The 13,079-nt window shown below is 66.6% G+C and carries 10 protein-coding genes; 5 read left to right on the forward strand and 5 right to left on the reverse strand.

Annotation, left to right across the window (positions count from 1 at the left end; translation table 11 throughout):
* The gene (locus tag E5673_RS06545; RefSeq protein ID WP_136189386.1) at nt 1-1,689 is read right to left on the reverse strand and encodes a DEAD/DEAH box helicase; all 1,689 of its coding nucleotides are present in this window, start codon (nt 1,687-1,689) and stop codon (nt 1-3) included.
* A 373-nt stretch (nt 1,690-2,062) separates the two neighbouring features.
* Nucleotides 2,063-2,545: a hypothetical protein gene (locus E5673_RS06550; RefSeq protein ID WP_136189387.1), complete on the reverse strand. Its 483-nt coding sequence runs from the start codon at nt 2,543-2,545 to the stop codon at nt 2,063-2,065.
* Nucleotides 2,546-2,621: 76 nt separating this feature from the next.
* Here E5673_RS06550 and E5673_RS06555 point away from each other — a divergent pair, with 76 nt between their 5' ends.
* The 4 genes from E5673_RS06555 (at nt 2,622) to zwf (ending at nt 8,317) form a co-directional block, all read left to right on the forward strand.
* Nucleotides 2,622-4,094: an FAD-binding oxidoreductase gene (locus E5673_RS06555; RefSeq protein WP_247599611.1), complete on the forward strand. Its 1,473-nt coding sequence runs from the start codon at nt 2,622-2,624 to the stop codon at nt 4,092-4,094.
* A gap of 62 nt (nt 4,095-4,156) precedes the next feature.
* The gene (locus tag E5673_RS06560; protein ID WP_107952090.1) at nt 4,157-4,942 is read left to right on the forward strand and encodes a SapC family protein; all 786 of its coding nucleotides are present in this window, start codon (nt 4,157-4,159) and stop codon (nt 4,940-4,942) included.
* A 244-nt stretch (nt 4,943-5,186) separates the two neighbouring features.
* Nucleotides 5,187-6,734 (forward strand): sodium:proton antiporter, encoded by a 1,548-nt coding sequence (locus tag E5673_RS06565; protein ID WP_168711579.1) that lies wholly within the window; start codon nt 5,187-5,189, stop codon nt 6,732-6,734.
* Between the two features lie 83 nt (nt 6,735-6,817).
* Nucleotides 6,818-8,317, forward strand: coding sequence for a glucose-6-phosphate dehydrogenase (gene zwf, locus E5673_RS06570; protein WP_247599612.1), 1,500 nt, complete (start codon nt 6,818-6,820; stop codon nt 8,315-8,317).
* 151 nt (nt 8,318-8,468) lie between these two features.
* Here the strand turns inward: zwf and E5673_RS06575 are convergent, their stop codons facing one another.
* The 3 genes from E5673_RS06575 to E5673_RS06585 form a co-directional block, all read right to left on the reverse strand.
* Nucleotides 8,469-8,756 (reverse strand): hypothetical protein, encoded by a 288-nt coding sequence (locus E5673_RS06575; RefSeq protein WP_056047554.1) that lies wholly within the window; start codon nt 8,754-8,756, stop codon nt 8,469-8,471.
* 28 nt (nt 8,757-8,784) lie between these two features.
* Nucleotides 8,785-9,015, reverse strand: a complete 231-nt coding sequence (locus E5673_RS06580) for a hypothetical protein (RefSeq protein WP_056047557.1) — start codon at nt 9,013-9,015, stop codon at nt 8,785-8,787.
* A gap of 88 nt (nt 9,016-9,103) precedes the next feature.
* Nucleotides 9,104-11,488, reverse strand: a complete 2,385-nt coding sequence (locus E5673_RS06585; RefSeq protein ID WP_136189390.1) for a hypothetical protein — start codon at nt 11,486-11,488, stop codon at nt 9,104-9,106.
* A gap of 129 nt (nt 11,489-11,617) precedes the next feature.
* On the opposite strand from E5673_RS06585, the gene E5673_RS06590 reads away from it, so the two are divergent.
* Complete coding sequence (locus E5673_RS06590) at nt 11,618-12,889, forward strand: amidohydrolase family protein (RefSeq protein ID WP_136189391.1); 1,272 nt, start codon at nt 11,618-11,620, stop codon at nt 12,887-12,889.
* Nucleotides 12,890-13,079: the final 190 nt, after the last annotated feature.

Here is a 13,079-nt window from a genome sequence, read left to right on the forward strand (position 1 = left end):
TCATTCATATCCTCCGATCACGGCATTCAGGAAGCTCGGAAATGGTCCGTTCCAGCCATCCGCTGGCGTATCGGCGACCGGTTGGCGGCGACTACCGGTTGGATCCGCAGGAATGCGCTCCGTCCGTGGCGGCTCGACCTTTGCCTCTTCCGAACGAACAGGTTGCAAGCGAACCGGCTCCGACCGCGCAAGCTCCGTCTGCGCCGGCTCAGACCGAACGGGCGCCGCGCGGACCGGTTCGACATACGCGGGCTCGACCTGCACCGGCTCGACCCGTGTGGGCTCCGTAACGCGTGGCTTGACCGCGGGCACGGGCTCGTCGATCGGCGTCCGCTCCCAGCGCGGCCGCTTCGCCACCACTGGCTCGACCGCAGCCAACACCTCGGCGATGACCGCCGGTGCGACCGTGTCTTCGCGCGGAACGCGACGCGTCCGCGACCGCTCGCGACCAGCGTCCGCAGCAGCAACCGGCGCGACATCTTCCGAACGCCCGCTACGACGGTTCCGCGACCGATCGCGACGCGGCGCGACCTCGTCGTCCTCCGCCACGGCAGCCGGGGCCGTCTTCGGCTCGGCAACCTTCAGCCGTTCGATCGTCTGACCCGTCAACTTCTCGATATTGACGATATTCTCGGCATCGTCGGGCGCGACGAACGTGTACGCCGTCCCGGTCGCCCCGGCGCGACCCGTCCGACCGATCCGGTGGACGTAATCGTCCGGATGCCAAGGCGCGTCATAGTTGAACACCGTCGACACGCCCTTGATGTCGAGCCCGCGCGCCGCGACGTCGGAGGCAACGAGGATCGTCACTGCGCCGGTCTTGAACAGCTCGAGCTCGGCAAGCCGCTGCGGCTGTTCCATGTCGCCGTGGATCTCGCCCGACTTGTAGCCCGCCTGCTTCAGCACCTTGTTCAGGTCGCGCACCGTCGTCTTGCGGTTGCAGAAGATGATCGCGTTGGTCACCTCTTCCTGCGCGAGTATACGGCGCAGCGTATCGCGCTTGGCGGTCTGGCTCGGCACCGGCACCAGATACTGCTTGATGTTGAGGTTGGTCGACGCCGGGCGCGATACCTCGATCGTCTTGGGATTGGTCAGGAACTTGTCCGCCAGCTTCTTGATCGGCGGCGGCATCGTCGCCGAGAACAGCAACGTCTGGCGCTGTTTCGGCAGCTTGGTGCAGATTTCCTCGATGTCGGGGATGAAGCCCATGTCGAGCATCCGGTCCGCCTCGTCGATCACCAGCATCGAACAGCCGTTGAGCATGATCTTCCCGCGCCCGAACAGGTCCATCAGCCGGCCCGGCGTCGCGATCAGCACGTCGACGCCCTTTTCGAGCGCCGCGAGCTGGTCGCCCATCGACACGCCGCCAATCAGCAGCGCCATCGAGAGGTTCGAATTGACGCCGTATTTCTCGAAATTCTCCGCCACCTGCGCAGCGAGTTCGCGCGTCGGCTCGAGAATCAGCGAGCGCGGCATCCGCGCGCGGCTACGGCCATGCGCAAGGATGTCGATCATCGGCAGCACGAACGACGCGGTCTTGCCGGTGCCCGTCTGGGCGATGCCGATGATGTCGCGCATCATCAGCACGGACGGGATCGCACCGGCCTGGATCGGGGTCGGCTCGGTATAGCCGGAGTCGGTGACTGCTTTCAGCAGTTCGTCGGAGAGGCCGAGATCGGCAAAACTCATGCAAATGTCCGGTAAATGGAGGGTGAAATGCACTGCCCTCAAGCGTTCCGGCGCTCGCCGATTTGGCGACAAATGTCAAGGAAACGCGGCGAATGGAGGATGGGGAGGGGGCTTGGGGTGGAAAATACCAATTACCCGTGGCGTCCGCATACTCTGAACGACGTGCTGGTGCATCTATTCACCAGATGCACCACCCCGGCGGAGGCCGGGGCCCAGTTGGAAAGGTCGCAATAACGAACGGCAACGCGGAGTTGGCAACGTCGCCCAACTGGACCCCGGCCTTCGCCGGGGAGGTGCTTATCGGAATGGGGAGCCCAGGGGATCTGGATAGAATTAGACCAACGGGCAGTCGACGGACGCCGAAGCGACCGACCTACTTCTTCTTCGCCCGCAAGCTCTTGAACCCCTCGATCTCGCAACGCGCACCCGATCGCATCCGGATCGCATCGCGGTCCTTGCAGATCATCCCGTCCGGGCCCGGCCGCAGATAGAACCCCGAATAATAATCGAGCGGCTTGCAGTCGCCGTCGAGCCGCGCGCGCAACCGCGTCGTGTCGTCCATCACCAGGTCGACCGCGCCGTCCTTGTTGAGCATGGCGCCGGCGATCTCGTCGACGGCGATGCATTTGGGGCCCTTATGCTCCTTCCACTCGGTCGGCGGCGCGTAGGTGCGGATCGGGGCTCGGCTCATCCGGGGCACACGGATGATGATCCGCTCGTGGATCGAGACCTGCGCGATCTGCATGCCGTCCAGTTCGAATCCCGAAGACAGGCCGGATGACGGTACATCGCGCAATGCCACAGCAAAGGGACCCGCGAGCGCGAGCAGGGTGGCGGGTATCGCGGGGTGAATCATGGTGTCTGGATCATGCTGACGTAATCGTTAGCGCCCATCGTTGAACGCGCGATGAATTTTGTCTAGCGCCGCGTACATGGCCGAAATTCAGTCAGCAATCCTGACGCCTTCGCAGGCGGCAATGCTCGAATCGCTTTCCTCAAGGCTCGACGCGAAGGCGATCGTCACCGACCCCGCCGACATCGACCCATGGCTGCACGACTGGCGCGGTAGGTTCCACGGCGTCGCGCCTGCGATGCTGGCGCCAACCTCAACCGCGGACGTCGCGCTGATCGTCGCGGCCGCTGCCGAGCACCGCGTGCCGCTGGTCGCGCAAGGCGGCAACACCTCGATGGTTGGCGGCGCGACCGCCCCCGCCGACGGCAGCGCGCTGATCCTGTCGCTGCGTCGCCTGAACCGCATCCGCAGCCTCGATGCCGACGCGGGCCTCGCGATCGCCGAAGCCGGGGTGATCCTCGCCGAACTCGACGGCGCCGCGCAAGGGAAGGGGTGGCGCTTCCCGCTGACGCTCGGCGCACGCGGGACGGCGACGATCGGCGGCCTCGTCTCGACCAACGCCGGCGGCACGCAGGTCCTCAAGTTCGGCACGATGCGCGGCCTCGTCGCGGGCGTCGAGGCGGTGCTCGCCGATGGCAGCATCTACGACGGCCTGTCCGCGCTCAAGAAGGACAATCGCGGCTACGATCTCGACCAGCTGTTCATCGGCGCGGAGGGCACGCTGGCGATCGTCACCGCCGCCACGCTTCGCCTCGCGCCCGCAATCGCGGCTCGCGGCACGGCGTGGGTCGGCATCGCGTCCCCCCAGGCGGCACTCAAACTCCTGCGGACGATGCAGGCGAAGACCGACGCGATCGAAAGCTTCGAGATACTTCCCGCCGAGTCGCTCGACGCCGCCATCGCGCACCTCCCGAACGCCCGCGCGCCGCTCGCCGGCCGTCACCCCTGGCACCTCCTGATCGAGGCCACCTCCGCCGCCATCGAAGGCGAATCCCCGAGCGCGCTGCTCGAACGCCTGCTCGGCAAAGCCCTCGAAGACGGCGCGATCGAAGACGCGACGATCGCCACCAGCGAAGCCCAGTCCACGGCGTTCTGGCTGCTGCGCGATTCGCTATCCGCCGCCGAACGCGCGCTCGGTCCCGCAACGCAGCACGACATCTCGATCCCCGTCGAGACGATGCCGCGCTTCATGATCGAGGCGGCGGCGGCGTGCGACGTGCGCTTCCCCGGCACGCACGCGAGCGGCTTCGGCCATCTCGGCGACGGCAACGTCCATTTCCACGTCCGCGCCGCGCCCGGCACCGACCCTTCGCATTGGTATGCCGAGGACGCGCCGGTCGTCACGCGCTTCGTCGGCGACCTCGTCGTTGCGGCCGGTGGTTCGATCTCAGCGGAGCACGGCATCGGCCAGATGAAGCGCGACGAACTCGAACGCCTCTCGTCGACCGCGCGGATGACCGCGCTCAGGGCGATCAAGTCCGCGCTCGATCCGCTGGGCATCCTCAACCCCGGCAAGCTCGTCACACTTGCACGCCCGCCCGGCGCACCATAGAGCCTCGCCCCAATCGGTGGCATGAGCCACCGGCATTTCGACCGACCGATCCGGAGAGTAACATGGCCAGCACCGCCCAGCTTCCGCTTTTCTATAATGGCCTCGAGCCGCTTTCGAGCGACACGCACGCGAACTACAAGGTCCGTCCGCAGGACAGCGCGCCGTTCCTGGTCGGCCAGCACGCGATCCCGATCACCGTCGACGAGTTCCCGCTGGTCCAGCGTCACATGCCGATCGTCTTCTCGGTCGGTGACGACGCCATCCCGCTCGCGTTGATGGGCCTGAACGAGGGCGTCAACGTGTTCGTCGGCGAAGACGGCAAGCTGACCGAGAACACCTTCTATGTGCCGGCGTATGTCCGCCGTTACCCGTACATGCTCGCGCGCCTGCACCCGGAAGCACAGGAGCTGTCGCTCTGCTTCGACCCGACCTCGCAGGCGATCGGTGATTTCGAGGACGGCGATGCGCTGTTCGAGAACGGCCAGCCGACCGAGCTGACCAAGAACATCCTCGGCTTCAACGAGTCGTTCGAACAGGCTGGCGCGCGCACGCAGAACTTCATGAACGAGCTGCGCGAGCTCGAGCTGCTGATGGACGGCGAAGTCACGATCCAGCCCGACGGCGCCGACCAGCCGTTCGTCTATCGCGGCTTCCAGATGATCAATGAGGAAAAGCTGATCGACCTGCGCGGCGATGCGCTGCGCAAGATGAGCAAGTCGGGCATGCTGCCGTTGCTGTATGCGCACCTGTTCTCGCTCTCGCTGATGCGCGACATCTTCGCGCGCCAGGCCCAGCTCGGCATGACCCCGCAGCAGCAGATGCCCGCCCCCGCGCAGTTCAACGTCTGATAGCGAAACCGGGAGGGCGCGAAAAATATTTGGGGTGCGGTGCAGCAGGGGTTGAACCAAAACGGCGCTCACCCATTTAGGTCCTGTACGGCATCGTGTCCCCCCCTTTCGCGGCGCCGTACGGGACGCTTCTAGCGTCCCTCCTCCCTGAACCTAGGCCACTCCGTGCGACATGCACGGGGTGGTTTTTTTTGGCCTGCGCGATGCGGTGGGCCCGTCCTTTCCTCCCACCCGTTGCGTGCCCGTGGAATTATTCGAAAGCCTCGACGTCATCCTGCTCGCCGCGCTGGTCCTGCTGGTCCTGGCGCGCAAGTTGAACGTGCCGTACCCGACCTTGCTGGCGGTGGCCGGGATCGCCTTTGCCGCATTGCCATTCGCACCGAAGATCACGGTCGAGCCGCATCTGGCGCTGGCCTTGTTCATCGCACCCGCGCTGCTCCACGCCGCGTATCACACCAGCCCGCGCGCCTTGCGGCGACACTGGTTCCCGCTGCTGAGCCTCGCCGTGTTCGCGGTACTCGTCACGGCCGCGGCGGTTGCATTGGTCGGCGTGACGCTCGGCGGACTGCCCCTTGCTGCCGCGTTCGCGCTCGGCGCGATCGTCGCACCGCCTGATGCCGCCGCTTCGGAAGCGGTGCTGGGCGAGGTTGGCATCCCCCGCCGCGGCCTATTGCTCCTTCAGGGCGAGAGCCTTCTCAACGACGCGACGGCGCTGCTGTTGTTCGGGCTCGCGGTGGCCTTCGCGACGCATTCCGACACGCCAGTGACGCCACTCGCGCTCGCCGCCGCGGTCCCGGGCGGGATCGTCCTCGGCGTCATTGCCTCATGGCTTTACCTCCGCGTGACGCCTCTCTTTGCACGGACACTCGGCGCGAGCCTCGCCGATTTCGCGGTGACATTCGGGATCTGGCTGCTCGCCGAGCGGCTGCACATCTCGACGGTACTCGCGGTCGTCACGTTCGGGATGATCGTGTCGCAGCGCCGCCCGATCGGCCAGCCTGCGCGTGATCGTTTGCAGGGCGCGGCGGTATGGTCGGCGGCGGTGCTCGTCCTCAACATCATCGCGTTCGCGCTGATGGGGCTGCAATCGCGCGACGTGCTTGTCGGCCTGCCCGCCGCCGAGCGCTGGCCAGCGATCGGGTTCGCCGCCGCGGTGCTGGCGACCGTGCTCGTGACGCGTATCGCGTGGGTGTTCTTCGTACGGTTCGTCGAGGGCGTCATCGCCAACCGCTACGCACCGTCCTGGCTGCCCAAGCCGCCCCCCTGGAATGCGTCGATCATCCTGTCCTGGTCGGGCATGCGCGGCCTGCTGACGCTCGCGACCGCGTTCGCGCTGCCACGATCGGTGCCGGGCCGCGACCTGATCGTGCTCGCGGCGTTCGGCGTCGTGATCGGCACGCTGGTGCTGCAAGGGCTTACTCTCGGCCCATTGATCCGCCGCCTCGATCTCGGCGAGGATACCGGGCTGGCCGACGAGATCGCACCCGCGCGCAAGCGGCTGATCGATGCTGGGCTTGCGGTGCTGCCGGCACGCGAGGGCGCGGCGGCGGATGCGTTGCGCTTCCGCTGTGGCGCAGCGGGCAAGGTCACCGCCGAGGCGGACGATCCGCAGGCGACCTCCGAATTCGACGAACTCCACTTGGAAATGATCGCCTGCCAGCGCGTCGTGCTCCACGAAATGCGCGACAAGGGTGAGGTGGCCGAGGACGTCTATCGCCGCCTTCAGGAGGAACTCGACTGGGCGGAGGTCGACGCGCGTGCGTTCGGGGACAACATCCTCACGGCGACCTGAGGGCGTGCGGGGAACATCGACACACGCTACGCTGTTTGAAGGAACCACCGCAGAAAGGGTCGATGCATGTCCGAGGCGAATTCGTGAGCAAGTCCGTCAAGCCCGCCCCGCCGACGACGCTCGTGATCTTCGGCGCCTTCGGTGACCTGACCCGCCGGCTGCTGATGCCGGCGTTGATCAACATGACCCGGCTCGGGCTGGTCGGTAACGATTTCCACGTCCTCGGCGTCGGCATCGACGAAGGGAACGACCAGTCGTTGCGCGAGGCACTCGGCACGTTCGACGCAAAGGGCGGCGAGGGGGCCGGCGAGAAGGGCGACGCATGGGCGCGGCTCAAGGACCGCGTCGGCTATCTCCAGGGCGATTTCACGCACGACGACGTCTATGAACAGCTCAAGGCCCGCGTGAAGGGCAACGTGGCGTTCTACTTCGCGGTGCCCGCCAAGTTCTTCGGCACGATCGTCGACAAGCTCGCCGACCACGGCCTGATGGCGGAGACGCCGCATGGCTTTCGCCGGATCGCGATCGAGAAGCCGTTCGGCCACGACCTCCCCTCCGCCCGCGATCTCAACGCACGCATCCTCGCCCGCGTGTCCGAGGCGCAAATCTACCGGATCGACCATTTCCTCGGCAAGGAAACGGTGCAGAACATCATGACCGCGCGGTTCGCGAACATGATGATCGAGCGCGTCTGGAATTCGGACTGCATCGCGCACGTCCAGATTACCGCCGCCGAGACGGTCGACGTCGGCACCCGCGGCAAGTTCTACGACGGTACCGGCGCGCTCCGCGACATGGTCCCCAACCACCTGTTCCAGCTGCTCGCGATGGTCGCGATGGAGCCGCCCGCGAGCTTCGATGCCGAGGCGATCCGCAACGAAAAGGGCAAGGTGCTCAAAGCCGTCCGCGTCTATTCGCCCGGCAAGGCGAAGCGTAACGGCGTCCGCGGCCAATATACCGCGGGGAAAGTGAAGGGGGTGGATGTTCCCGCCTACACCGCCTCGCCCGACGTCGCGCCGGACAGCCGGACCGAGACCTATGTCGCGCTGAAGCTGATGGTCGACACGTGGCGCTGGGCGGGCGTGCCGTTCTACCTGCGCACCGGCAAGGCGATGACCTGTCGCGACACCGAGATCGCGATCACCTTCAAGCCGGTCCCGTTCGCGTCGTTCCCCGGCGCCGCCGCCGACATGCTGCCGCCCAACCGCCTGATCATCCAGATCCAGCCCGACGAGGGGCTGAGCATGGATATCAACATCAAACGCCCGGGTCTGGAAGTCGCCACCGCGCCGATCGCGCTCGATTTCCGGTATGCCGACGAATTCGATATCGGTCACCTGACCGGATATGAGTCGCTGATCTATGATCTGTTCGTCGGTGACCAGACGCTGTTCCAGCGTGCCGATGCGATCGAGGCGGGCTGGGCCGCGGTACAACCGTTCCTCGACCTCTGGGCGCATGATGCCGGGATGCCGGAGCCGTACGAGGCCGGAACGCTGGGACCCGCCGCGGCCGATGCCCTGCTCGCACACGACGACCATACCTGGCACGAACTCGCCCCAGCGGGCCAGACCGTCCCGTAACTCCTAACCGCTAGTTGCGCGCCACCCCGGCGAAGGCCGGGGCCCAATTGGGCAACGTCGCTAACGCGGGGCAGCGGTCCGTTATGCCGGCCTTGCCAATTGGCCCCCGGCCTTCGCCGGGGTGGTGTGCTTATTCACATGCGGTTCGTGCTCAAACCCGCTCGGTCAGCTCGATCTCGCCCTCGACCTCCATCTCGTCCTCGTCGCCCATCTCGTCCATGTCTGGCATCGTGAAGTCCGCCTTCCAGTCATAGACCTTCTCGACCCCGCCCTGCACCCAGACGCGCACCGCGCCCGAGGTGATCTCGCCACCCATCGCGCCGACGAAATCCGCCACGAGCGAATCCGCCGCATCCTCGTGATCAGTCGCGCCGGGGATCGTCGCGGCGGTCATTTCCTCGTCGAGTTCGATGATCTGCGCCCAATATTGCTTCGCCATGTGATGCTCCTGCGTAGATAAAAAGCCGTCAGCCGGCAGTGATAATAGGGTGATCCTCGCGCAGCCGGTCCGCCAGTCGCTCGACCGCGTCGACCTCGCTCGCGCTGCCCGACGGCGTCACCGCCCAGTTGCAATGCGCGTGCGTCGCGAGGCTGTAGACCTTCACGTCGCCAACGATCAGCCGCCATCGTCGCCGGTCGCCGCTATTGTACCGGACGAGGTTGGTGACGAACAGGCTCTGGAGATCCGATGCGGTCATCCGCGCCCCATAGCGACAATCGCCCGCCCGCCGCCACCGCAAACGGGCCAGCGATGGTCACGACTGGTCTAGCAACAAACGGCGAACGCTACGAACCGACCGCGATCGACGCCGTCACGCCCGGATCGTCCCGCAGCCGCAGGAACAGCGTCCCGCCGACCGGCTTCGGCACCGCGAGCGAAGCCCCGGTGAACCCGTCCGGCACGCGAATCGCTTCGGCAAACCCTGCGTTCGCCGCAATCGACTCGATCAGGAACAGGTCGGTCCCGGTCAGCGTACAGGTCTCCTTGCACGCCACCCCCGCCAATGCCGGCGTCCGAACCAGCGTCGTGAGCGGCACCCAATCCCCCGCAACGCCGCCTTGCACCAGTCGCCATTTGAGCGGCCCATGCGCGGAAACCCCGAGTGCCTTGCCCGGCTCCACCGACACGACAGCGATGCGGTCGTCCTGCACCGTCAGCCCGCGCCCCGACGTGACACTGGTCGTCATCGCGCCATCCGCCGTCGCGATCTCGACACTGTCGCCCGCAGAAAATCGCGTTCCCTCCGCACGCAGCGAGAAGGTCAGGCGGGCATCCTGCGCGATCGCCGTATCACCGGCCAGCACGACCGGCAGGCCAGGGGAGGGTGGCACGACCACGCTCTTGGCGATCAGCGTCGCCCTGGGCCGCGCCGCCGCGACGACGAACTTTACCGACCGCTTCCGTCCATCGGTCAGCGTCACGAGCGCCGTCTTCGCCTGGCCCGCCGCGAACGTCGGCACCGTACCCGCCGCCAGCGCCAGTCGATCCGCCTTGTCCGCCCGCACGACGTCACCCGGCTTGAACGCGACCCCGTCGATCGTCATCGACGCCACCAGATCGAGCCGCGTCCCACTCAACGTCCCAGACGCATCGCCGGCATACAGCGTCAGGCCGTCGATCCGCCCTGCCTCTGCGAGTGCGGTCAACGCAATCTTGTCCGGCCCCTCGACCCCGTATTGCTTCACAAGGAGCGACAGTTTCCCCGGCGCGGCTTTGGCCAACGGCAAGGTCAGCCCGATGCGCTCGCCGGTCGACGTCCACGCGAGCGGCACGTCGCCCGCAGCACCGACCAATGTCACCGACTCCACGCAACTCGGCGTCGGCCCCGCCAGCGAGACCGCATTGTCGCGCCCGACCACGAGACTCTCGGGATCGGTATCGACCATCTGCCACCCGCCAGCGCGCGGCACCTGCAACCGAAACCGCGGTCCATCGAACGGCGTGAAGCCCCAGCGGCCGTGCAACGTCGCATCGGTCACGCTGCTCAACCCCGCGGTCCGCATCCCGACCTGATCGAGCACATAGCCGCCGCGTTCCGCATCCGCCTGCACGGGCAGTTCGACCACGCCCCCCTGCGGCGTCGTCACCCGCAAGCTCATGTCGTGTGCGAACTTGGTCGCATAGATCAGCGGTGCGCCCTCGACCGGCAGCACCAGATCGGGCTTGGCCGCACACACAAGCCGGTCGGCCTCCGCGCGCCGCATCGTCGGCGTTTGCGGCGCACCCGTCTCGATCACCGGCATCGCCACGACCATCACCGACTTGGGGCTGGCGAACGACGGCGCCGCGTTCAGCAGCAGCGCCAGCCGATCGTCATGCGCCCGCGCCAGTGCCGGAATATAGCGGAACTGCGTCGTCTGAAACGCGCCGAAGATCTTCGCCAGATCGCGGACCACGCCGATATACGGGCTGTAATAGCCAAGCCCGCCCTCCGGCGTCGCGCTCAATTGCAGCGCCAGATCGGTCGGCGCTCCCACCAGCGTATCCGCCAGCGTCGAACTCTGCCCATCCGCCAGCACAAGCGAATCGCGGCTCTGCGTCAGGCAGGAGGCTTGCAGATCCGCCGCGAGATCGAGGCACTCCGCCTTCAGCTTGATCGCCAGGCTGCGCGACAACAATGGCGATACCGCCTCGATCCGCTCCGGCCGCGTCCGCTCCAGCGCATGGATCCCGTCGAGAAACGCATCGAGCCGCGCGCGATCGAGCGACGCCTGGTCGAGATCCTGCACCGCGCGCACGAACGCCCCCGGCTGCTTGCGCACCGCCGACACGACGGCATCGAACCCGCCGCTTTCGGGCACCAGGAACACCACCATCTGCCGCGCGCCTTCCGGTACCGTCAACGCCAGCGCGTTCTTCTTCGCCTTCCACGTCTCGGCCTTGGAGAACCACGATTTCGGCGGCGGCTCGGTCGCGCCGCGCAGGAACGCCGCGACCAGCAGGTAGCGCGCGCCGTCGTCCTTCTTACCGACGGCCAGGTCCGCCGCAATCGACACGCGGTCGCCGGTCGCAAGTCTCGGCACCTGCGCGATCGGCAACGTCGTCGTCCCATGCGTCACGCCGACGCGCAGGCTGGGCCCGGTCAGGTCGAACGGCGCCGGATCGGCGCGCGCAGCCAAGGGCACCAGCGCAGCAGCCAGCGCGCAGAACGGAAGAAATTGAAGCATCATCACGGGCGATCTCGTCGTCGGAAGCATCACAGATGGCCTGTACCGGTGTCGACAATAGGGCAAGACGCGGCACTTGCCCGATCGCTCGCGGTACCGCACACAGCGCGGAACACGGGGAAGGGGACCTACATGATCGCGCGCATTCTCATCGCGACGCTACTCGCGACGACCGCCGCCAATGCCGATGCGAAGACCGTCGTCGTCACCGCAGCGCACATGGTCGACGTCCTTGCGGGCAAGCGAGTCGACAACCCGCAGGTGACGATCGTCGATGGCCGCATCACCGCAGTGGGCCGCAAGGGGGACGCGGTGCCCGCCGGCGCCGAACGCGTCGATCTGGGCGAGCGGACGCTGCTCCCGGGCTTGATCGACATGCACGTCCATCTGCCCAGCGACCCGACGCTCAGCGGCTATCGTCAGCTCGAATTCACCGACAATTTCTGGACCGTCGTCGGCGTTGCGAATGCGCGGAAGACGCTCGATGCGGGCTTCACGACCGTCCGCAACGTCGGCTCGGCCAATTACGACGACGTCGCGCTGAAACAGGGCATCGAGCGCGGCTATGTTCCCGGCCCACGCATCGTCCCCGCCACCTACGCGCTCGGTGCCACCGGCGGCCACTGCGACGCGACCGAGTTCCCGCCCTCGATCCAGGTGCCGCACCCGCAGATCGCCAACACGCCCGACGAGTTTCGCGGCGCCGTGCGAACGATCCGAAAATACGGCGCCGAGGTGGTGAAGGTCTGCATGACCGGCGGCGTCCTGTCGAAGACCGACGCCGTCGGCGCGCAGCAGATCAGCCTCGCCGAGATGAAGGCGATCGTCGAGGAAGCGCATATGCTTGGGCTGAAGGTCGCGGTCCACGCGCACGGCGCGGAGGGCATCAACGACGCACTGCGCGCAGGCGTCGACACGATCGAACACGCCAGCCTCGCCGACGCCGAATCGTTCAAGCTGGCCAAGGCGAGCGGGGCTTGGTTCGACATGGATATCTACGACGACGACTATATCCTTGCCGAGGGTGCCAAGAACGGCGTCTTCCCGGAGAGCCTGGAGAAGGAGCGTCAGGTCGGCCTCAAGCAGCGCCAGACCTTCCGCGCGGCGCACGCCGCCGGTGTGAAGATGCTGTTCGGCACGGACGGCGGGGTCTACCCCAACGGCAACAACGCGCTCCAGTTCGCCAAAATGGTCGAATGGGGCATGACGCCGATGGAGGCGATCCAGGCCGCCACCTCCAGTGCCGCGATCGCGTTGGCCAGAACCGCGGACGTCGGTGCGATCCAGCCGGGCCGTTTCGGCGATCTCGTCGCGGTCGACGGCGATCCGCTCGCCGATGTCCGCCAGTTGGAACACCCCGTCTTCGTGATGAAGGGCGGCGCAGTGGTCGTATCGCCGAAGTAATTGAGGCGTCTTGATCCTCCCCCGCAAGGGGGAGGTGGCTGGCCCTTGCCAGACGGAGGGGGAGGCAAGGAAAACGACTATTTCGTGTTCCTCCCCCTCCGTCACCTTCGGCGACACCTCCCCCTGGCGGGGGAGGATTGTTAATAAGGCTGCTTCAGTAGTTCTCTAACAACTAACGCTTCGCCGCTAC

Origin of the sequence: Sphingomonas sp. PAMC26645 (assembly GCF_004795835.1) — a bacterium.
Classification (GTDB): domain Bacteria; phylum Pseudomonadota; class Alphaproteobacteria; order Sphingomonadales; family Sphingomonadaceae; genus Sphingomonas.